Source organism: Elusimicrobiota bacterium (assembly GCA_016218575.1).
In the GTDB taxonomy this organism is placed as follows: Bacteria; Elusimicrobiota; Elusimicrobia; order UBA1565; family UBA9628; genus JACRDN01.
Window position 1 is genome coordinate 40570 of sequence record JACRDN010000023.1, and the last position, 20135, is coordinate 60704.

19 protein-coding genes are annotated in these 20135 nt (G+C 62.2%); 13 read left to right on the forward strand and 6 right to left on the reverse strand.

The genetic code is table 11. The annotated features are described in order from the left end of the window. Positions 1 to 6: 6 nt before the first annotated feature. The 4 genes from HY921_12750 to glgP are packed head-to-tail and all read left to right on the forward strand — an operon-like array spanning position 7 to position 3922. On the forward strand, positions 7 to 633 hold the full coding sequence (locus tag HY921_12750; protein MBI5631739.1) for a MotA/TolQ/ExbB proton channel family protein: 627 nt from the start codon (positions 7 to 9) through the stop codon (positions 631 to 633). Beyond that, entirely contained in the window at positions 630 to 1037 is a 408-nt protein-coding gene (locus tag HY921_12755; GenBank protein MBI5631740.1) for a biopolymer transporter ExbD, read from the forward strand. Before HY921_12750 ends, HY921_12755 begins: the two co-directional genes overlap by 4 nt. Beyond that, entirely contained in the window at positions 1034 to 1759 is a 726-nt protein-coding gene (locus tag HY921_12760) for a TonB family protein (GenBank protein ID MBI5631741.1), read from the forward strand. The genes HY921_12755 and HY921_12760 overlap by 4 nt, the downstream gene beginning before the upstream one ends. 21 nt (positions 1760 to 1780) lie before the next feature. After that, a complete protein-coding gene (gene glgP / locus HY921_12765; protein MBI5631742.1) occupies positions 1781 to 3922 on the forward strand; it encodes an alpha-glucan family phosphorylase in 2142 nt (713 codons plus the stop codon). Here glgP and HY921_12770 read toward each other — a convergent pair. From HY921_12770 to HY921_12790, 5 genes are read right to left on the reverse strand one after another with little or no spacing between them, the layout of a single operon-like run. Next, the gene (locus tag HY921_12770; GenBank protein ID MBI5631743.1) at positions 3919 to 4239 is read right to left on the reverse strand and encodes a hypothetical protein; all 321 of its coding nucleotides are present in this window, start codon (positions 4237 to 4239) and stop codon (positions 3919 to 3921) included. The two genes, glgP and HY921_12770, sit on opposite strands and share 4 nt — an antisense overlap. Beyond that, positions 4239 to 5636 carry an FAD/NAD(P)-binding protein gene (locus HY921_12775; GenBank protein ID MBI5631744.1) on the reverse strand — a complete coding sequence of 466 codons (1398 nt, stop codon included), beginning with the start codon at positions 5634 to 5636 and terminating at the stop codon, positions 4239 to 4241. Before HY921_12775 ends, HY921_12770 begins: the two co-directional genes overlap by 1 nt. Positions 5637 to 5663: 27 nt before the next feature. Continuing rightward, positions 5664 to 6356 carry a glycosyltransferase family 2 protein gene (locus HY921_12780; GenBank protein ID MBI5631745.1) on the reverse strand — a complete coding sequence of 231 codons (693 nt, stop codon included), beginning with the start codon at positions 6354 to 6356 and terminating at the stop codon, positions 5664 to 5666. A 9-nt stretch (positions 6357 to 6365) separates the two neighbouring features. Next, entirely contained in the window at positions 6366 to 7298 is a 933-nt protein-coding gene (locus tag HY921_12785; protein ID MBI5631746.1) for an SDR family oxidoreductase, read from the reverse strand. Between the two features lie 9 nt (positions 7299 to 7307). Continuing rightward, the gene (locus HY921_12790) at positions 7308 to 8642 is read right to left on the reverse strand and encodes a UDP-glucose/GDP-mannose dehydrogenase family protein (protein MBI5631747.1); all 1335 of its coding nucleotides are present in this window, start codon (positions 8640 to 8642) and stop codon (positions 7308 to 7310) included. 86 nt (positions 8643 to 8728) lie between these two features. Here HY921_12790 and HY921_12795 point away from each other — a divergent pair, with 86 nt between their 5' ends. Further along, positions 8729 to 10024, forward strand: coding sequence for a nucleotide sugar dehydrogenase (locus tag HY921_12795; protein ID MBI5631748.1), 1296 nt, complete (start codon positions 8729 to 8731; stop codon positions 10022 to 10024). After that, the gene (locus HY921_12800; GenBank protein MBI5631749.1) at positions 10024 to 11808 is read left to right on the forward strand and encodes a PAS domain S-box protein; all 1785 of its coding nucleotides are present in this window, start codon (positions 10024 to 10026) and stop codon (positions 11806 to 11808) included. Before HY921_12795 ends, HY921_12800 begins: the two co-directional genes overlap by 1 nt. Here the strand turns inward: HY921_12800 and HY921_12805 are convergent. Next, on the reverse strand, positions 11714 to 12460 hold the full coding sequence (locus HY921_12805; GenBank protein ID MBI5631750.1) for a ComF family protein: 747 nt from the start codon (positions 12458 to 12460) through the stop codon (positions 11714 to 11716). The two genes, HY921_12800 and HY921_12805, sit on opposite strands and share 95 nt — an antisense overlap. 153 nt (positions 12461 to 12613) lie before the next feature. Between HY921_12805 and HY921_12810 the strand changes: the two genes are divergently transcribed. From HY921_12810 to HY921_12840, 7 genes are all read left to right on the forward strand, one after another. Beyond that, positions 12614 to 14587 carry a PBP1A family penicillin-binding protein gene (locus HY921_12810; protein ID MBI5631751.1) on the forward strand — a complete coding sequence of 658 codons (1974 nt, stop codon included), beginning with the start codon at positions 12614 to 12616 and terminating at the stop codon, positions 14585 to 14587. A gap of 13 nt (positions 14588 to 14600) precedes the next feature. Further along, positions 14601 to 16160, forward strand: coding sequence for a hypothetical protein (locus HY921_12815; protein ID MBI5631752.1), 1560 nt, complete (start codon positions 14601 to 14603; stop codon positions 16158 to 16160). Then, positions 16160 to 16600, forward strand: a complete 441-nt coding sequence (locus HY921_12820) for a hypothetical protein (protein MBI5631753.1) — start codon at positions 16160 to 16162, stop codon at positions 16598 to 16600. The genes HY921_12815 and HY921_12820 overlap by 1 nt, the downstream gene beginning before the upstream one ends. A 102-nt stretch (positions 16601 to 16702) precedes the next feature. Then, entirely contained in the window at positions 16703 to 18142 is a 1440-nt protein-coding gene (locus HY921_12825) for a nucleotidyltransferase domain-containing protein (protein MBI5631754.1), read from the forward strand. Between the two features lie 26 nt (positions 18143 to 18168). Beyond that, positions 18169 to 18927, forward strand: a complete 759-nt coding sequence (locus HY921_12830; GenBank protein ID MBI5631755.1) for a class I SAM-dependent methyltransferase — start codon at positions 18169 to 18171, stop codon at positions 18925 to 18927. A gap of 272 nt (positions 18928 to 19199) precedes the next feature. Continuing rightward, the gene (locus HY921_12835) at positions 19200 to 19817 is read left to right on the forward strand and encodes a hypothetical protein (protein MBI5631756.1); all 618 of its coding nucleotides are present in this window, start codon (positions 19200 to 19202) and stop codon (positions 19815 to 19817) included. After that, positions 19814 to 20098, forward strand: a complete 285-nt coding sequence (locus HY921_12840) for a transcriptional regulator (protein ID MBI5631757.1) — start codon at positions 19814 to 19816, stop codon at positions 20096 to 20098. The genes HY921_12835 and HY921_12840 overlap by 4 nt, the downstream gene beginning before the upstream one ends. Positions 20099 to 20135 lie beyond the last annotated feature (37 nt).

The following is a 20135-nucleotide window of genomic DNA, read 5'->3' on the forward strand; positions in this document are numbered from 1 at the left end:
GGGGATATGGACATAACGTGGATTCTGGCCCTGGCGCTCACCGGCGGGGATTGGGTGGTTTACGGACTGCTTCTGTGCTCGGTCCTGTCTTTGGCCATCATCATCGAAAGGGGAGTCCTGTTGTTTCAGGAGGAAAAGGATTTTTCGGAGCTCCGCCAGGCTTTGATCAAGGACTTTGGCCGCGATCTCTCTATTTTGGAGAAAACGGCCCATAGGCACCAGGGGGCCGCGGCCCGCATCCTGCGCACGGCTTTGGCCCAGTCCCACCACGGCCCGGCGGGAGTGGAGGACTTGCTCCTGGCCGCGAGCTTCGAGGAGAAAAACCGCCTTGAGAAAAGGCTCTTGGCCCTTGGGACCTTGGGCAACAACGCCCCGTTCGTGGGACTGTTCGGCACGGTGCTGGGCGTTATCAAGGCCTTCCATGACCTCTCCCAGGCCAGCGCCGGGCCGGAGGTGGTCATGAAGGGACTTTCCGAGGCCCTAATCGCGACCGCGGTGGGGCTTTTCGTGGCCATCCCCTGCGTGGTGAGCTACAACTATTTCCAGAAGAAGGCCAAGGACCTGCTCCTGGGCACCGAGTCCCTGGGACGCTTCCTCATCGCCCAGATCCGGGCCGCCAAGGGCTCGCCATGAGCGCGCATGCCGCGGGAGACGAGGGTCCGATCACCGGGATCAACGTCACTCCCCTGGTGGACATCATTTTAGTCGTGCTCATCATCTTCATGGCGACGGCCCCCCTTATCCAGCGCCGAGCCCTCAAGGTGGACGTGCCCAAGGCCGCCCATCACGAGCGCGCCGCCACCGAGGCCGTGGCCGTCGTCTACAACGCCAAAAGGGAGATCCTCATGGGAGGGGTCGCGATGAGCCCGCAGGCCCTGGCCGGGGCCCTCTCGCGCCTGGTCCAGAGCCGTCCGGGAGCCGCGGTGACTTTGTCCGCGGACCGGGCCCTGTCCTACGGCGACATCGTCTCCCTTCTGGACTCGATCCGGGCCTCCGGGGTCAAGAAAATCGGCCTCGAAGTCTCCATTGGTAAATGAGGGCGGCAAGCCCGCATTTTTTCAGGAATTGCCTGGCCGCCTCCTTCGCTCTCCACGCGGGTTTCTTCGGCGCCGTCAAATTGTGGATTGCCCGTCCATTCCCGCCTCTCGTGGAGGTGGATCTGACCATCCCCATGCTGGGGACGGGGCCCGCGAAGCTCGGGGCCCCGAAGAAAGCCGCGGCCCGGCCTCTGCCGGGCCCAAGCCTTCCGGCTGAAAGCGCCAAGCCCCAAGAGGCGCTTAAAAAGCTCGTTGCCCCCAAGGACTGGGTCTTGCCCGGCCCCAAGACCGAAAAGATCGAAGCCGCTCCCGAGCCTTCCCCCACGCCCGGGGGAACCCCGGAGGGAGGGGGGACCTCGCCCCTGCCCGGGGGTTCCGGCGCGGGAGCCGATTACGGGGTTCCCGGCGGGACCGGGAATGGAGGTGCGGCCCTTCTGCGCCTGCCCCAACTCCTCAACCGCGATGAGGTCCTGGCCAATTTGCGTCGTTTCTATCCGGAGAGAGAGCGCCGGGCGGGGCGGGAAGGGGTGGTCAAGGTTATCCTCCACATCAGTCAAAGCGGGCGGGTGGCTTCCGTGGACGTCCTGGAGTCGGGGGGGGAGGCCTTCGACGAGGCAGCCGGGCAAGTGGGCCGCCTCATGCGCTTTTCCCCGGCTTTGGGGCCGGGGGGGGCGGTCGCGGTCAAACTCGGCCAAACCATGGTTTTTCGCCTGGAGGAATAGACAAATTTGGTAAAATAGGCCATGGATTCCATATTGAAATGGGAAACGCCGGCGAGGCTCTCCCGCCTCAAGGATTTAGCCTACAATCTCTGGTGGTGCTGGCATCCCGAGGCGCGAGCCCTTTTTAAGCAGATAGACCGCACCCTCTGGTCCAACACCCACCATAATCCCGTCCTTCTCCTTCAGCAGTCGCTTCCCCGTTTGGAGGCTTTGGCCAAGGATTCCCGTTTCCTGGCCCACTACGACTCGGTGATCCGGGCTTTCGACCAATACCTGGGAGACGAGGCAGCCTGGTTCAAGAGGAAGCACCCTGAATTCGCGGGCAAAAGCGTGGCTTACTTTTCCGCCGAGTTCGGCGTGCACAATTCCCTAAGGATTTACTCCGGCGGCTTGGGCATCCTGGCCGGGGATCATTGCAAGACGGCCTCGGATTTGGGCGTGCCCTTGGTGGGGGTGGGCTTCATGTACCCCCAGGGTTATGTCCAGCAGCATGTCTCGTCGGACGGCTGGCAGCAGAACGTTTACGAGCACATCGATTGGAACACGGCCCCGGTTCGGCCCGTGTTGGGGCCCTCTGGCGAGCGCCTGATCGTGGGCTTGAGCGTGGGCTCCTGGCAACTGCGCATCGCGGTCTGGGAAGTCACGGTGGGTCGGGTCAAGCTCTATCTCATGGACACCAACGTGGACGGCAACCCGCCGCACGACCGGGAGATTTCCGGCCGGCTCTACGGGGGCGACCGTACCACTCGCCTGCGCCAGGAGATCGTCCTGGGCATCGGGGGCGTGCGCATGCTGCGTGCCTTGAACATCCCCACCGCGGTCTACCACGCCAACGAGGGCCATTCCTCCTTCCTTTGCTTGGAGCTCATCCGCGAGTTGGTGGCGCAAGGCAAGAGCTTCTCGGAGGCGGCTCGGGAAACGGCGGCGGCTTGCGTGTTCACGACCCATACCCCGGTCGAGGCCGGGCACGATGTTTTCGACGAGCAGTTGGTGGCCGAGTATTTCCGCAATTATTGGCCCTCCTTGGGCCTGGACCAGCAGTCCTTCCTCGATTTGGCCCGCTCGCCGGGGGGGGGGCCGGGCTGGAACATGACGGCGCTGGCCTTGAGGCTGAGCGGGCGTCGCAACGGGGTGAGCCGGCGGCACGGGCAGGTTTCCCGCCAGATGTGGCGGAAGCTTTGGCCGGCCGAACCCGAGGAGAAGGTTCCCATCGCCCACGTCACCAACGGCGTGCACCTGGCTACCTGGGTCCAGCAGGACCTGGGCTGGACGTTTTCCAAGTACCTGGGGCAGGACTGGTGGGAGAACCAGGACGACGCGGCCCTATGGTCCCGGGTGGCCGCCATCCCGGACGAGGAGCTTTGGCAGGTGCATCAGCGTTCCAAGGAAGAGCTTTTTAATCTTCTGCGCGGCAGGGCCCGCCGATCCTGGATCGAGGGGCGCTCGGATTCCTCCCAGGTCGTGGCCCAGGGGGCGCTCCTGGACTCCACGGCCCTCACCATTGGGTTCGCGCGGCGCTTCGCCGGCTATAAAAGGGCGGCCCTCATCTTGCGCGACCTGGACCGCTTGAAGCGACTGCTCCTCGACCGCTGGCGGCCGGTTCAGATCGTTTTCGCGGGCAAGGCCCATCCCGCAGACGACTCCGGCAAGGCCTTGATCCAGCAGGTCTACCGCCTGGCCAAGGATACTGCCTTCGGCGGGCGCATCGCCTTCGTCGAGGACTACGACATGCACATCGCCCGCTATTTCGTGCATGGCTGCGACCTGTGGCTCAACAATCCCCTGGCTCCCCTCGAGGCCTGCGGCACCAGCGGCATAAAGGCCGCGGTCAACGGGGTTCCGAGCCTCAGCATCTTGGACGGCTGGTGGGAGGAGGGCTACAACAAAGGAAACGGCTGGCCCATCGGCGAGCCCGGAGGCCGGGGTTCGGGCGAGGCGGCCGACGCCGCGGACGCCCAGGAGATTTATGGCGCTTTGGAGAACGAGATCATTCCGCTCTTCTACGAGCGGGACCTAAGCCGCGTGCCCCACGGCTGGGTCAAGGTAATGAAGGAATCCATCCGCAGCGTCTCCCCCAACTTCTGCGCCAACCGCATGGTCAAGGAGTACGTGGAGCGGTTCTATGTTCCCGCTTTAGCGGCTCCCATCGGCGCCAAAATCTAAGAATCCACTTCTTCTAGGGCTTCGCCCTGGTCATTGAGAACAAAGAAAGCCGCAGGTTCTCCCTGGGCCCGGGCCGAGGCCCGGGCCCTATACATCTCATCCACGGCCTCGGGTTGCTTCTCGAAATCGCCCAGGAAATCAACCCCCGAGGCGCGGCGCTTGACCACCCTGAAATAACCCTTCTCGATCGGGCGCTCGGCATAGAGGAGCGCCACTTCCGCGGGGATTTTCGGGCGGCCGTATTTCTTGATGATTTTAATGAAGACCCAGCCCAGGAGGAAGGGCAGGACGAGGTAATAGAACACCAGGACGAGCATTAGGCGCTTTTCAAGGCCTGGAGCATGTCCTCGACGCGGGTGAATTTCTCGCGGATCTTCCTTTGACGCGAGCCATTCTCCACTTCGAGCTTGTCGAGGACCTTCCAGGAGGGAAAATCAATGAAGCGGACGCCGCGCTCGAGCAGGAGGCGCGGCATGGCCTCCGGGTCGGAATCGGGGGCCTCGGCCTTAAACAGCCCTTTGGCCGCGTCCTCGAGCATGGCCTTGACCGTGGCCACGGAATCGGCGCGATTAGTGCCGATGAGCCCCGAGGGGCCGCGCTTGGCCCAGCCCACCGCGTACTCCGCGGGAAGGACTTGGCCCGAGGCAGAGTCGAGGACGCGCCCGTCCTTGTTCGGGATCTTGCCGCTTTTTTCGTCGAAGGGCACTCCCGGGATCGGGATGCCCCGGTAGCCCACCGAGCGAAAGACCAGCCCCGCGGGAATGGTCTCGTATTGCCCGGTGCCCTTGGCGGAGACTCCTCCCTTGCCGTCCGGGACCAAAGCGTTCTTCTCGAGTTTGAGGGCCTTGACTTTCCCATCCGCCCCCAGAGCCTCCACGGGAGAGACGCAGAAGCGCAGGCGCACCTTCCTCTCCCGGCTTCCCTCGCCCAGCCGTGCGCGGCAAGCCGCGTACTCGACGTTCTTTTTGGTCTCCAGATCGGAGAGGGCGGCCTTGGAGGCCTCGTCGCCCAACTCGATTTCTTTGGGGTTGACCACCAGATCGGCCGATTCCAAGTGGCCGATCTCCTGGATCTCGGCAGGAGAATAGGCGGCTTGGGCCGGGCCGCGCCGACCCAGAAGGTAAATCGTCTTGATCCGGCTCTTCCTCAAGGCTTCCAAGGCGTAGCCCGCGATGTCGGTGCTCTTGAGCTTCTCCGGGTCCTGGGCCAGGATGCGGGTGACGTCCATGGCCACGTTGCCGATGCCGATGACGGCCGCGGACTCGCAGGACAGGTCGAAGGATTCCTCGCGATAGTCGGGATGGCCGTTGTACCAGCCCACGAAGGCCGTGGCGGAATGGTTGCCCGCCAGATCCTCCCCTGGAATGCCGAGGCGGCGGTCGCTTTCGTTGCCCACGGCGTAGACGATCTGACCGTAGCGCCGGCGCAAGTCCGCGGCCTGTATGTCCCGTCCGAGCTTCACGTTGCCGAAGAACCTGAACTCGGGCATGACCGCGATCTTTTCGTAGACCACGGTGACGCTCTTGATCTTCTGATGGTCGGGAGCGACCCCTCCGCGCACCAGGCCGTAGGGGGTGGGCAGGCGGTCGAACATGTCCACCCGCACGGGAATTTCTTTTTGCTTGAGAAGGGCCTCGGCGGCGTAGAAGCCGGAGGGGCCCGAGCCGACGACGGCCACGCGCAATGGGCGGCTGGCGCTTCCTCTGTCAGTCATGGATGTCACCTCATTTTATCAAAAATCTCAGAAACGCCTCAGACGCAACATTAGGACCAAGTGGTTTTTCAGTTCCCGCCACCGGTTTAGCTTGGAATAGCCCTGCTCGCGCGTGGAGAGCACGGCTGGGATCTCCTCGAGCTTGCGGTGATTTTTGACGAAACGCACCGCGATCTCGGCGTTAAGCTCGAAGCCGTTCGAGACAAGGCGCATGGCCTTGAGAAGAGAGGCCCGGTAGAGCCTGAAAATCGTGGTGTACGAGGTCAGGCGCCGAGAGAAGAGCAGACGGTAGAGGCCGTTGATGACCGCGCTCGGAAGCCTCCGGGTCCATGACACCTTAGCCAGGCCCTCGGGCGTGAGTAAGGGGGAGCCGGAGACCATGTCCGCCCAGGTCTCCTTCTGGTGGGCCAGAAGCTGGGCGATTTGGGATGGGTGGAAGGTAAGATCGGCGTCCAAGGTCATGATCCACTGGCCCTTGGCTTGGGCAAACCCAGTTCTTAGGGCCGCGCCCATGCCGCGATTGGAGCCGTGGCTCAGCACCTTGATGGAGGGATAGGCGGAGAGGACTTTCATGGCCTCGGCGCTGCCGTCCGTGGAGCCGTCGTCAACGAGGATGACCTCGTAGAGCATGCCTAGGCTTTGCAGGGAGGGGCAGAGTTCCGTCTCGAAGCGGCGTATGTTCTCCTCTTCGTTGTGGCAGGGGATGATGACCGAGAGCATGGCCGCGGCCTACTTCAGGCTCTGGCGGAAATAGTCGATGGTGGCCGACAAGCCCTTCTCGAGGCCGATCCGGGGCTTCCAGCCGAGTCGGGACCAGGCCAGGGATATGTCCGGGCAGCGGACCTTGGGGTCGTCCGTGGGCAAGGGCTTGAAAACGATTTTCGACCTGGAGCCGGTGAGGCGCCGGATGGTCCGCGCGATTTCCAGGATGGCGGTCTCCTGGGGGTTTCCGATGTTGACGGGGCTTTCGACGCCGCCATGCAGGAGAAGATCGAGTCCGCTCACGAGGTCGTCCACGTAGCAGAAGCTGCGAGTTTGGGAGCCATTTCCGTATATCGTGAGGGGCTTGCCCTTCAGGGCCTGGGTGATGAAATTGGGAACGGCCCGGCCATCGCTTTGGCGCATGCGGGGCCCGTAGGTGTTGAAGATTCGGGCGATGCGCACGGGCATCTTGTGCGAGCGGTGGTAGGCCGTGGCTAGGGCCTCGGCGAAACGCTTGGCCTCGTCGTAGACTCCCCGCGGGCCTATGGGATTGACGTTGCCCCAGTAAGTCTCGGGCTGGGGGTTGACCTGGGGGTCGCCGTACACCTCCGAGGTGGAGGCCAGCATGAACACGGCCTTCTTGTCCTTGGCCAGGCCCAGGGCTTTGTGGGTTCCCAAGGCGCCCACCTTGAGGGTCGGTATGGGGAATTTGGCGTAGTCCTCGGGGCTGGCGGGACTGGCGAAATGGAGCACTGCGTCGAGAGGGCCAGGCACGTGGATGAAATTGGTCACGTCCATCTTGATGAAGGAAAACTTGGGGTTCTTGAATAGCTCCTGGATGTTCTCGGGCTGTCCCGTGATAAGGTTGTCGAGGACGATGACATAATGGCCCTGCGAGAGAAAGCGCTCGGCCAGGTGGCTGCCCAGGAAGCCCGCGCCGCCCGTGATGAGGATGCGCATGGTGAGAAGCTAAGGCTTGCCCACGCCGCGGTAAGTGAAGCCCGCCTTGCGCAGGTCCTCGCCGGAGTAGAAGTTGCGGCCGTCCAGGAGGAGGGGCACGCGCATGATCTTCTTCAAGCGCTTCCAGTCGAGCTCGCGGAACTGGGGCCAGTCCGTGACGAGAGCGAGCGCGTCGGCGCCCTGGGCGCAGGCGTAGGCATCGCGGCAGAACTCGACGCCTTTCAAGGCCGCGAGCTTCTTGGCTCCCGGCATGGCCACCGGGTCCGTGGCCCGGACGCGGACCCGGCGCTCCAAGAGCATGCGGACGATGTCGAGGCTTGGGGCGAAGCGCATGTCGTCGGTGTGGGGTTTGAAGGAAAGCCCAAGGAGGCCCACCGTCTTTCCCTCGAGATTCCACAGGGTTTCCTCGATCTTGCGCGGGATCCAGGTTTTCTGGTGCTCGTTGATGTCCTTGACCACCTTGAGGAGCGAGAAATCGTAGCCCTTTTGCTTGCTGATCCAATAGAAGGCCTCGAGGTCCTTGGGAAAACAGAAGCCGCCGAAGCCGATCCCCGCCTTGAGGAAAAGCGGCCCGATGCGCCGGTCGAGGCCCATGCCGTGCGCCACCTGCGTCACGTCGGCGCCCACCTTCTCGCAGAGGGTCGCGACCGCGTTGATGTAGGAGATCTTGGTGGCCAAAAACGAGTTCGAGGCGTGCTTGATGAGCTCGGCGCTTTTCACGTCGGTGGCGATCACCGGGGCTGAGATCGGCTTGTAAAGCTTGCGCAAGGCCTCCTCGGCCCGCGGCGAAGATATCCCGAGCACGATGCGGTCGGGGTGGAGGAAGTCGTTGACAGCGCTTCCCTCGCTCAAGAACTCGGGGTTGGAGGCGACGTCGTAGGAAAACCCGTTCTTCTTGTGACGCGATATGGTGCGGCTCACCCATTCGCCCGTCTCCACAGGCACCGTGGACTTGTCCACGATCACGGCGTACTCCTTTAAATTTTTGGCGATCTCCTCGGCCACCGCCTCCACGGAGGAAAGATCGGCCGAGCCGTCGTGGCGGGGAGGAGTCCCCACGGCGATGAAGATGATCTCGGCCTGTCGCTTTCCCTCGCGCATTCCCGCCTTGACGCTGGAGACGAAGCGCAGGCGGCCTTCCTTGAGGTTTCTGGAGAAGAGCTCGGCAAGGCCTGGCTCGTAGATGGGAAGCCGCCCGGCCTTGAGTGCCGCGATCTTGCGCGGGTCTGAATCCACGCAAACGACCCGATGGCCGATTTCGGCAAGACAGGTTCCCGTGACCAGACCCACGTAGCCTGAACCAATCACGCAGACCTGGCAGAGGTCGGGATCACACTTGACCATTGTATAATTCCCATTCTTACAAAAAATGTCCGCCTTGTAAACGGAGCATTGCAAGAAGCGGATTTGTGAGTTACAATACCACCTTGATGGATTTCTTGGACCGCCTGAGGGAGCGCTCGCTCACCGTCGGGGTCTTGGGCCTGGGCTATGTCGGGCTGCCCCTGGCCATGGAGTTCTGCCGCAAGGGCTTCAAGACCGTGGGCTTCGAGGTCAACCCGGAGCGGGTCGCGGATCTCAAGCGCGGCAAATCCTACGTCTTGGACGTTTCCTCTGGCGAACTCAAGAAGTACCTGGAGGCCGGCCTCTTCCGGGCCACGGACGCCGTCAAGCTCCTGCCCGAGTGCGACGTCATCTTCATCTGCGTGCAGACTCCCTTGCGCAAGAGCAAGGAGCCCGACGTCAGCAACATCTGCGCCGCGGCCGAGCGCATTTCCCATAACCTGAGGAAGGGCCAGCTCATCATCCTCGAGAGCACCACTTTCCCCGGGACCACCGACGACATCATCCTCCCCATCCTCAATAAAAATGGGCGCAGGCTGGGCCGGGACTTTTTCCTGGCTTTCTCTCCCGAGCGGGTGGACCCCGGCAATAAGAATTTCAACATCGCCAACACCCCGAAGGTGGTGGGCGGCACGGACCCCATGTCCCGCAAGCTTGCCCAGGCGGTCTACTCCGAGATCGTGCGCGAGGTCGTGCCCGTCTCCTCCACTCAGGCGGCCGAGATGGTCAAGCTCTTGGAGAACTCCTTCCGCGCCGTCAATATCGCGCTCGTCAACGAGATGGCTCAGATTTGCAACAAGCTGGGACTCGATGTCTGGGAGATCATCGCGGCCGCGGCCACCAAGCCCTTCGGCTTTACTCCCTTTTACCCGGGGCCCGGGATCGGCGGGCACTGCATCCCCAAGGACCCCCAGCTCCTGGCTTGGAAGATGAAGACCCTCAATTTCGAGCCGCGCTTCCTCCAGATCGCCTCGGCTATCAATGGCACCATGCCCCGCTACACCGTGGAGCGCATCGCCCATCTCCTCAACGAAAGCCGCAAGCCGTTGAACGGCAGCCGCATCCTGATCCTGGGCGTGGCCTACAAGCCCAATACCTCGGACTACCGGGAGTCCCCTTCCTTGGACGTGATGCAGCTTCTCATCGAGGCCAAGGCCCAGGTCGCCTACCACGACCCCTTCGTGCCCAAGCTGTCCTTGGCGGGCCAGAGCTTCAGCTGTTCGCCGCTGACCGCCCAGGCGCTCAAGGCCAGCGACTGCGTCGCCATCCTCACCGGCCATCGGGACGTGGATTACGACAAGGTTCTGCGTCACAGCCCCTGGGTTTTCGACGCCCGCAACGCAACCCAGGGAATCGCCCGTCCCAATCTCCAGAGGCTTTGATGCCCGAGGCCAGCCCCTCGCCGTTCGAAAGGCAGTCCCTCGAGGCCTTGAAAGGCTTGGGCAAGGCCTTGGGGCAGATGTCGCTCTATAAGGTGGGCCATCCCGCGGTCGCCGAGACCCTGAAGGCGGTTTTGGCGGAGCTATCGGCGGTCTTGGAACAAACTTCCGAAGGGGAGCTCGCCTATTCCCTGGACCAAGACAAGCTCATCGCCAATGGCCGCATCGCGGGGCTTCTGTCGCGCCTGCCCTCGGCTATTCCGGCTTTTTTCACGCGCTTTAAGATAGGCAGTCTCACTTTGAAGCGGGGCTTGGAGTATCAGGAGTTGGTGGCGTTATGCGAGCTCTCGGCGGCGCGGCAGGACTTGGGCCAGCCGGGCCAAGCCTTCCTCGACGCTAAGGGAGCCTCCCATATCCTTCTCAACGAGGCGGTCTACACCAAGCTCAAGGCCGTGGACCTCAACGAGGCCCTGCAGAACAAGTCAGCGGAGAGCACCATCCAGGCCCTCATCCAGAAGGCCGTGCCCAACGCGGCCCAGCACGGGGAGCTTTACGAGAAGGTGATGCATCTGTTGCAGGACGACGTGGAGCGCCGCGTGGAGGAGGTCGTCTCGCCCATCCGCAAGGAGAAGAGCCGCCTCGAAAACGAGCAGGCCCGTACCATGAGCGTGCTCCAGAACGTGGCGGAGGGCGTGGTCATGGTGGACGATCAGGGCCGGGTTCTCATGATGAACCCCGCCGCGGAGCAGATTTATGGGGCCTCCTTGGCCCAGCTGGCGGGCAAGCCCCTGTCGGAGGCCGTGGGGGAGAACCATGTCACGGCCTTGGCCGCCGAGATCGCCACGCCCACGGACCGCCCCATCAAACCAGAGGTCAAGGTGCTGGCCGACGAGGAGACCCGCAGAGTGGTCAAGGCCGCCGGGGCCATGGTCCAGAACGAAGCCGGCAAGGTCGTGGGCATGGTCTCGGCTCTCACCGACTCGGTCAAGCATAAGGAGTTCCAGAGCCTCCAGCGCGACTTCGTGGCCCACGTGACCCACGAGCTGCGGGCTCCCCTGTCCTCCATACGCGCGGCGTTGGAGATACTGCAGGACGAGGTCTCGGCCAAGATCGAGCAAAAGGATAACCAGGTTTTGGGCACGGCCATCCGCAACAGTGAGAGGCTCTCGGGCCTCATCGACAGCATTTTGGATTTCTCCAAGATCGAATCGGGGCAGATGACGGTCTACCCCAAGAGGGCCTCCGCAGAGAGCCTGGCGCGCGAGGCCGTGGAAAGCCTGACCCCCTGGGCCAAGAAGCAGGGGCTGGCCCTGACCTTGTCGCTGGGGCAGGCCTTGCCTCTGGTCGCGGCCGATGCCAAGCGCACCGTCCAGGTCCTCGTTAATCTCATCTCGAACGCCATCAAGTTTACCCCAGCCGGGGGCCGAATCACGGTGAGCGCCAACTGGCCCAAGGCGCTGGGCAAGGCGTCTCTGGGCGAGAAGCAGCTTCTTTTTTCGGTGGTGGACACGGGCTGCGGGATTGCCAAGGACGATCAGGACCGGATATTCGAGAAATTCGTCCAGATCGCATCGGGCGAGCTGCACGTGGGAGGGACGGGCTTGGGGCTGGCCATCGCCAAGGCCCTGGTCCACATGCAGGAGGGCAAGATGTGGGTGGAAAGCGAGTCCGGCAAGGGCTCGACATTTTATTTCACTTTGCCCGTGCACCACGAGCCGGCCGAGCCGGCTTTGCGCAAGCCTGCGCCGCGCTCGCTCTGGCAGAGGATACTCGGCCTTTTTCAATGAGCTGCCGGGCGAAGACGTAGCCCAGCGCCTGCGTCGCGCCCGCGTCGAGCAGGGCCTCCGCCGCGGCCTCCAGAGAGGCTCCGCTGGTGCAGACGTCGTCTATGATCCAGAATCTTCCTCCCTCGAGCCGTTGCCGCGCTTGCATGGAATGCTGGAGGTTCTTGAGGCGCTCCTGGCGATTGAGCTCGAGCTGGGGCTTGGTTTTGCGCGTGCGGACCAAGAGCTCCCGCACGGGAATGCTGCAGGCCCGGGAGAGGGACTCGGCCAGGAGCAGGGACTGGTTGTACCCGCGCTCTCGCAGACGGGACGGGTGCAGGGGTACTGGCACCAGGGCCCGGGGCCGCTCAAGCTCGGGGAATCGGGCCAGCTCCGCCGCCATCCACAGACCCGCGGCCTTGGCCGCGCTTTTCTGGCCCCTGTATTTGAAGGCGTGAACTACTGATACCGCCGAGCCGCGGTAGAGATAGGCCGCGCGCAGGAGGGGGCAGCGCTTAAGGCCTCCCGAGGGGGAAAATTCCCAAGGCACGAGCAGCAGCAGGCAGGCCCGGCAAAGCGGTCCATCCGCGCCCTTGGGCAAATCCTCCCGGCAATGCGCGCAAGTCCTCGGCCAAATCCAATGCCATAGAGTTTCCCGCGCCCATTCCCAGCCCATGCCTATCTATACGACGCTCCCCCCAAAAAGGTTCCACCTGCCAACTGGCAGCTGGTGTCAGACTATTAACTTATGCAACTTGTGCAACTTATTTGAATTTCCTTGACGAAGAAAGTTTAATAAGTTGCATAAGTTAATAGTCTGACACCATTCGTGAAAGCGTTATTCTTGGGTTTGCTGGCGGCGGCAATTGCCGCGGCTGCGTTCTTGGGCCGCGGGTTCTGGACTTACAAGAACCTCGAGAGATCCGTGGTCCAGCGCATGGATCAATATTACCTTGCCATCACATCGCCCGGCCGCGAGGCGTATCTCCTGGGGAGCGACGAGGTTTTCGAGGTGCCGTACATGGCATCCAAGCTTTCGGTGGAGGCCCTGCCCACGCAGATATTAGACGCCCAGGATAGGCTCCTAGGAGAGTTCAGCCCGCGAAAGGGCCTGTACGTCTCCGACCCGGAGGATATCCCCGATTCCCTCAAGAAGGCTTTGGTCGCGACCGAAGACGGGAATTTCTACCAGCACCACGGCGTGAACTGGCGCGCGCTCCTGCGCGCCGCGGCGGTCAACCTCAAAAACCTACGGGTCAAGCAAGGAGGAAGCACCTTGACCCAACAGCTCGCCAAGATGATGTTCACCACCCGCCAGAGGACTTTCGGCCGCAAGCTCTTCGAGCTCTTTTGCGCGAGGAAGCTGGAGGGCAAGTTCACCAAGGACCAGATACTCCTCATGTATCTCAACTTCGCCTACTTCGGCGGCGGTTGCTACGGGATCGAATCCGCGGCCCGGGCCTATTTCGGCAAGTCCGCCAAAGAGCTCGAACTCGAGGAATCCGCGATGTTGGCCGGGCTCGTGGCCAGTCCTAGCCGCTACTCCCCATTCGAGAATCTGGAACTGGCCAAGGCCAGGCAAAGGACCGTGCTGACGCGCATGGCCCGGCTCGGCTTCATCTCTTCATCGGCGGCGAGAAACCAATCCCCGCAATTTTGGCGGCGGTTCGAGGCGGGGTCCGCCGTTCCGGAGATTTCTTTCTGGCGCATGGAAGTCAACGAGGCCCCTTATGCGGTGGAGTTCCTGCGCCGCCAGCTCCTCACCCGCTTCAGCCAGGAGAGGCTGATCAAGGGGGGATTGCGCGTTCGCACGACTTTCGACTTGGACATCCAACGCGAGGCCCAGCGCGCCTTGAAGGAGGGGCTGGCCCGCGAGAACCGGGGCTTGAGCCGGGAAACCCCTCCCGTGGAGGGGGCCTTGGCCGCCGTGAATCCTGAAGACGGGGCCGTTCTGGCCCTGGTCGGAGGCAGCGCTTTCAATTTCCAGAATCAGCTTATCCGCGCCGCGGACAGCCGCAGGCCCATGGGTTCGACAGTGAAGCCCTTCATTTTCGCGGTGGCTCTCGCCTCGGGCCGGTTCAGGCTTGAGGATGAGATAACGGACGCGCCGAGGCGCTACCCCATGGGCGGCGGCCGCGTTTGGTCGCCGCGCAATTACGGGAACAAGTATTACGGCGAGGTGACTTTGCGCTTGGCCCTGCAGAAGTCCTTGAATTCCGTGGCTGTCCAGCTTCTACGCGACGCGGACAAGGACGCGGTGGCGCGTATCCTCTCCCAGGCTTCAGGAGCGCCCGAGGCCCGGTTTCCCCGAAATCTGTCGCTGGCCTTGGGCGCTGCGGATCTCTCGGCCCTCGAGACGGCCCGGGCTTACGCCGTTTTCGTCAACGGCGGCCGCGCGGTGGAGCCTTACTTTATCCGCTCCATCCAGGATCGCGAGGGGCGGACTCTGGAGGAGCGCAAGCCCGCCGGGGAGCTACCGCAGGTGCTCGATCCCGGGGTCAGCCGGGCTCTCCTCGAGGCTCTCCGGGGAGTGCTCGGGCCCGAGGGAACGGCTTACGCCGCGGCCCAAAGGGCGGGATTCAGCCTGCCCGCAGCCGGCAAGACCGGGACTACGGATGACTACCGGGACGCGTGGTTTGCCGGGGTCACGGCGGACGTTTCGGCGGCGGTCTGGATCGGGCATGACGACGCCCGGGTCGCTCTCGGGGCTGGCAAATCCGGCGGGATCGTGGCGGCTCCGATCTGGATGGATTTCGTCAAGGGAATCTACCGCGGCAGGCCTACTCGGCCTCTTCCCAATTAGCTAAAATCGCATCATGCTGCGCGCGGCCCGATTTCCAGTCGTTCTTTGGGCGGCCCTCCTCTTCTGTTCCTGTTCCCGGACCACGCGGGAAATCGAGCCTAACGACGATTACGGGCAGGCCACCCCCATCAGGGCGGGACTCAGCGAGGGCACTATCGCCCATGCCCGGGACGTGGACATCTTTCGCATCGAAATAAAGCAGAAGACGGCCGCCCTCTCGGCTCATCTGGAAGGAGTCAGGGGCGTGGATTTCGCGCTGAGTTTCCGGGACGGCCTCAGGCGCGAGCTCAAGCGCTACGATGAGACCGCGGTCGGGGGCGATGAGGAGATGCTTGACCTGGGAGTGAGCGAGGGGGTCTATTACATCGTTGTCTCCAACAAGAACGAAAAGGGCGCAAACCCGAGCCAGGAGTACCAATTGCGCGTGAGGCTCGACCCGGGCCTGGGCCATGAGAGGGAGCCCAACGACAGCCCGCAGACGGCCAGCGTCCTGGAGCTTCCCGGAGTGACCAAGGGCCATTTTTTCCCGTCCAAGAATCTTCTGGCTCCGGACAAGGATTTCGAGGAGGAGGATTGGTTCCAAATCGATATCCCCCAAAGCGGCTTGTTTCTCCTGAACTTGGTCGTGAGCGAGGTGTCGCAGATCGATCCCTCCGTCGAGATATACGACTCCAATTCGTATAAAGTGAGGGAGTCGGACGCGGGAGGGCTCGGGGAGGGGGAAAGCCTGCGCCATTTCGGCGTGAGAGGTCCGGCCGCGTATTACCTGCGCCTGCGCAGCAAGCGCCGCAACGCCTCCCAGCCCAACACGTCCTATGAAATCCTGAGCGAGCTTGTCCCTTACCAGGGGCGCACCGAGTTCGAACCCAACGACCAGAGGACCGACGCCACCCCGCTCGAGGTCGAGAGCATATCCGGGGTTTTGTCCTCCGCGCAGGACGCGGACTGGTACAAGCTCTCCGTTCAGGATGACTTAAAGCAAATCCTGCGCGCCAATCTCTCCGGAGTCGAGGGTCTGGACCTGGTCCTGCGCTTTTACGATTCCTTCGGCAACGAGCTTTTGAGCGTGGACAACATGGGCATGGGCCAGGCCGAGGTCCTGACTGGCGTCGGGGTCGGCCGTGGAGATTGGTATTTCTCGGTGTCCGAGAAATCAGGGAGGAAGGCCAATCCCGGCCAAAGCTATTCCTTGGGCTGGTCCCGGATCCCATTCCCGGCGGGGCTCGAGTACGAGATCAACGACAGCTCGGGTTCGGCCCAGCCCATCAAGATCGGAGAGTCCGTGGACGGGTATCTCGCCCCCAAGGGGGACGCGGATTGGTACACCTTCAACGTCTACCACAAAGGTCTGGTTCTCTTCGACGTCACCGGCGTGCTCAATGTGCGCGGCCGAGCCGCGCTCTATGACCAGGAATTGACCGAGCTCGGCGTTTGGACCGGCTCGCGCGCCGGGGAAAACATCTCCTTCGAGAAAGAGCTCGAGCCCGGGACCTATGACCTCGAGCTTCGGGCCGCGGATCCCGCGCAATCCAACGTCAGGGACAAATACACCGTGGGCCTGCGCATCCGCTGATGAAATCGCTTGGGGCTTTCTGGCTCGCCGTCATAGCGCTTGCCGCATCGGGCTGCGGCGGCTTCAAGGCTTTGCGCGCGGACTCCGGAGCCTGCCCTAATTGCAATTTCGAGTTGGAGTCCTCCGAGGCCGTGCCCGGGCTGGAAGAGGATTCGCCGGCTTACGTCCAAATCTACATTGACGGCCTCCCGGCGGGCCGCACCGCGGCCCTTCCCAAGTCCCAGGAGAAAAAATGGGGACGGCGCCTGCCCGCCGGCAACCATCTTTTTCGCTTTGAGTATTGGACCCAAGCCGCCGGGGGCGCATGGGCCCCCGCCGAGGCCTCCCGCCAGCCCCACGAGCGCTTCATCCGCGTCGAGCGCGAGGGCCGGGCCAAGATTGTCCTCAAGTTTTACGACGGCGGCCGCAAGCATTCCTTCCAAGTCCTGCGCGAGCCATAATTTTTTCCCATTAGACCCACGGGGGGTATGGGCCGATTGCCTGGAGACTTGAGCGCCTTTTCGCCGCTTGAGCATTTTTTCTTTTCGATATAATCCCTGCCGATGGCGCGGCAGAACTTGCGTCTTGCGGCCTGTCTCTTCCTTCTCCGCGCGTTTCCCCTTCCTTTAAAAGCGACCGTCCATCAATATCCATCTGGGACCCGGCCCCAAACGCCCCTTCCGCGGGAGTTATCCCTCTTCAAATTTGTTCCGACGGCGGCCTACGAGATTCGGGCGCGAGCCAGGCTCGCGCGGCGGCTGGAGGGGCCCATGCCCGGGGAAAGCGCCTCGGCCGTGGCGCGGGCCATGTTCGCGGAAACGGCGCCGCATTCGCCTGAGTCCGCCGTGTTTTTAACGGCGGAAGGCCGGGCCGAGACTTTCGCGCCCCTGGCGCGGCCTTTCCCGGCGCCCAGTCACGGCGAGGCGGCCCGGGTCAGGTCCCCCAAGATCCGCTTTCCGGAAGCCGGCTGGAGGCAGCGCCTTAGAGAGGAGCTGTTCTTTGGCTCCCTCTATTGGCAGGGGCTCAAGTGGTATCTTTTCGACCATATTCTCGACGTCTGGTCCCTGCACAAACGGGACGCGGCCTTGGCCGCGTCCCGAGGGGAAACCCTTCCCATCGCCAAGCGTCGTGAATTCTTTTCCTACATGAGAATCATGGGCATTCAGGGGACTTACTACGTCTTGGGCCACAGCTCCCTGGTTGATGAAAAAGTGATGCGCGAGGCGCGCGTGGCCTTCCAAAAATATTTCGTCTCTCCGGGAGTCGGGGGCAAGGAGAAAGCCGCCTTCGAGGCCTTCATGGCGCGGGCCCTGGCCTACAATCGCGCCGGGATATCCCAATCGAACTTTCGTCAGAGGCTGAGGGACGCCCTTCTCAAGGGGTCGCTTAAGCTCGCGGCGGAACTGGCGCCGTACTTCGACAGCCTGGTCTCGGAAAGCCTGGCCGAGGAAACGGCCGAGTTCCAGAAAAACAAGCAAGCCGAGGTGCTGACGAGCTTCCAGCAGGCGGTCGAGGAGACCCTGCGCGAGGAAAATCCCGCCGCCCCCGGCGGCGTACTGGCCGCCGTACTTATTGGGAGCTTCGCCTACGGCTCGGCCAACCCGCGCAGCGATTTCGACCTGGAGCTCGTTAGCGAGGGGGGCCAGGCCCGGGCCGCGGAGGCCTTCGTCAAGCGCATTGAGGAGCGCTGGGGGCGGGGGCCTTACGGAAAGCCTCATCCGGTCATGGTCCACGAGCGGCCCTATCCCTTGTCCAAGAACCTCATGCTGCGAATCCACGACGTGCCCTACCTGGTATTCTCGGTCGATCCCGAGATCGCCTCGTACTTGAGCCGCGGCCCTGCAGACCCGCCCTCGTTCAAGACCGAGCGTCGCGGAAGCTGGGTAGGCCGCCTGCTGCGCTGGCTTCAATGGGGAGTGGTCCACCTCACCACCTACTGGGCGGATTTCAAAGACGGTGCCGACGGTTCCGGCGCGGCCTCCCGCGCCATTTCCAAGATTTAGCCGCCGGCGCGCTGATATAATTATCCATGACCTCATTAAGAGACTGGACCAAATCCTTTTTTAACAGCCGGATTTTCTCGCCGGGACAATCCGAGGCCATGGCGGCCGCGGCCGGGGAAGCCGCCTTCGCCGCGCGGGCGCTGGGCCTGAAGAAGGGCCGCAAGGTCCTGGACCTCTGCTGCGGCACCGGCCGGCACAGCCGGCTTCTGGCCCGGCGCGGGATCCTCGTGACCGGCCTCGACGCGACGCCGGCGTATTTGAGGCAAGCGCGCCGCCTTTCAGGCGCCGGGAATCCGCGCTACGTTCTGGGCGATATACGGCGACTGGCCTACGACGAGGAATTCGATGCCGTCCTGAATCTTTGGACAAGCTTCGGATATTTTCTCAACCCCCTGGAGGACTTTGAGAGCCTCCGGGGGATATGCAGAGCCCTTAAGCCCGGCGGGCTTTTCCTGATTGACGTCGTCAACGCGGGATACCTCCGGCGCCATTTTCTTCCCAGGAACTGGCGCCGCCGCGCCGACGGCTCTTATCTATTGGAGGAGGCCGAGCTGCGCTTCGGACGAGATCCCTCGGTCGTCAGCACCTGGACGGTTATAAGGCCCGGCCATCGTCCGGCCTCCGCCGCCCACTTCTTGCGCCTCTACGATGACAAGCGCCTTTCCCGGGCCCTCTCCGCCGCGGGCCTGGAACCCCTGCGCCGCTGGGGCAGCCTTGAGGGCGGCCAGTTGCTTGCCGACAGCAAGCGCTTGGTTATTCTAGCCCGGAAGTCCCTTCCCAAATGACCGCCTTATTTGTGGCCAGTGGTGTTTTCCTAAACGTGCCATGTCTTTACGCGGAAAATGCTTGGAGTAAAAATATGGATAATCATTTCGCATTAATGCGGCTGCAGAACAGAACAGAACCATCGAATTAGCCAAGACGGCGGCGTTGTGATCGCTGCTGTTACCCGCCGATCCCAAATCAATCGACGCGCTAAAAATAATACTTGACAGTTAAATAGTACTATCTATATAATAGTTATATCAGGACAATAACCCAGTAAAGGAGAACGAATATGAACACGAACGAAGCCGCAGAAGCTATGAAGCAAATCGAGGAGATTCACAAAGTTATCGAGGGCAGCAATAAGGCCATATTTTCAGGGGGGAGAATGATTGCAATTGGCATCATCGTCACTCTGATCCCGGCCATTGAATGGGTGACGCAGGGCTTGACCTTCGGAATCGAAGCGCTCTCTCACCTGGGAATGGCGACCATTTTAATTCATACTGGGTTCTACTGGGGACTGTGTTCTCTGGCCGGAAAACTTCTCCATTACAAGAAAATGGATCCTTCCGATCTCCACCCGCTAATCCAGAAGGCCTTTGGCGTAAAGAAGGCATTCTTGTTCGCGTTAATCGGAACTATATGCTCATTCAGCGCGATTGGGCAGGGCCAGCTCATTCATCCAATGGTTTTTATCCTATTGGGATTCCTGTTCAGTCTCTACGGAATGTTTTCGATTTCAGCGGTGTCCTACATCGCCTGGAGCTACCTCTTCTGCGGCGTTGTCTACGCCTACCTGACGAAGTTCAACATCCCGTATCTCCCGCTCGGATTCGCACTCTACAACGGGCTGAGCCTCATCATGATGGGCTTCTGTCTCCGCAAGGAACATGGGGCCGCAGAATGAACGAGCTCGATAAGGTCATTCATCAGACTGTTCGAACTCGAATAATGGCTCACCTCATTAACGTGGGTCAATGCGACTATACCGCGCTAAAAAATACGCTGGCCCTCTCTGATGGCCATATGAGCACACACATGAAGGAGCTTCTAGGCGCCGGCTATGTCGAAATGAAAAAGACCTTTGTGGATAACAAACCCAAAACCACTTATAAGGTCACGAAGGAGGGTAAGAAGCGATTCGCGGAATACGTGAACACATTAAAAGCACTCATCGCGATGAAATGAAGCACCTGGACTGGACAGGCGGACCCGGATCGCCTTG

Coding starts and splice junctions, on each gene's coding strand:
- HY921_12750 (MBI5631739.1), top strand. CDS start 7: ATGGACATAACGTGGATTCTGGCCCTGGCGCTCACCGGCGGGGATTGG.
- HY921_12755 (MBI5631740.1), top strand. CDS start 630: ATGAGCGCGCATGCCGCGGGAGACGAGGGTCCGATCACCGGGATCAAC.
- HY921_12760 (MBI5631741.1), top strand. CDS start 1,034: ATGAGGGCGGCAAGCCCGCATTTTTTCAGGAATTGCCTGGCCGCCTCC.
- glgP (MBI5631742.1), top strand. CDS start 1,781: ATGGATTCCATATTGAAATGGGAAACGCCGGCGAGGCTCTCCCGCCTC.
- HY921_12770 (MBI5631743.1), bottom strand. CDS start 4,239: ATGCTCGTCCTGGTGTTCTATTACCTCGTCCTGCCCTTCCTCCTGGGC.
- HY921_12775 (MBI5631744.1), bottom strand. CDS start 5,636: ATGACTGACAGAGGAAGCGCCAGCCGCCCATTGCGCGTGGCCGTCGTC.
- HY921_12780 (MBI5631745.1), bottom strand. CDS start 6,356: ATGCTCTCGGTCATCATCCCCTGCCACAACGAAGAGGAGAACATACGC.
- HY921_12785 (MBI5631746.1), bottom strand. CDS start 7,298: ATGCGCATCCTCATCACGGGCGGCGCGGGCTTCCTGGGCAGCCACCTG.
- HY921_12790 (MBI5631747.1), bottom strand. CDS start 8,642: ATGGTCAAGTGTGATCCCGACCTCTGCCAGGTCTGCGTGATTGGTTCA.
- HY921_12795 (MBI5631748.1), top strand. CDS start 8,729: ATGGATTTCTTGGACCGCCTGAGGGAGCGCTCGCTCACCGTCGGGGTC.
- HY921_12800 (MBI5631749.1), top strand. CDS start 10,024: ATGCCCGAGGCCAGCCCCTCGCCGTTCGAAAGGCAGTCCCTCGAGGCC.
- HY921_12805 (MBI5631750.1), bottom strand. CDS start 12,460: ATGGGCTGGGAATGGGCGCGGGAAACTCTATGGCATTGGATTTGGCCG.
- HY921_12815 (MBI5631752.1), top strand. CDS start 14,601: ATGCTGCGCGCGGCCCGATTTCCAGTCGTTCTTTGGGCGGCCCTCCTC.
- HY921_12820 (MBI5631753.1), top strand. CDS start 16,160: ATGAAATCGCTTGGGGCTTTCTGGCTCGCCGTCATAGCGCTTGCCGCA.
- HY921_12825 (MBI5631754.1), top strand. CDS start 16,703: ATGGCGCGGCAGAACTTGCGTCTTGCGGCCTGTCTCTTCCTTCTCCGC.
- HY921_12830 (MBI5631755.1), top strand. CDS start 18,169: ATGACCTCATTAAGAGACTGGACCAAATCCTTTTTTAACAGCCGGATT.
- HY921_12835 (MBI5631756.1), top strand. CDS start 19,200: ATGAACACGAACGAAGCCGCAGAAGCTATGAAGCAAATCGAGGAGATT.
- HY921_12840 (MBI5631757.1), top strand. CDS start 19,814: ATGAACGAGCTCGATAAGGTCATTCATCAGACTGTTCGAACTCGAATA.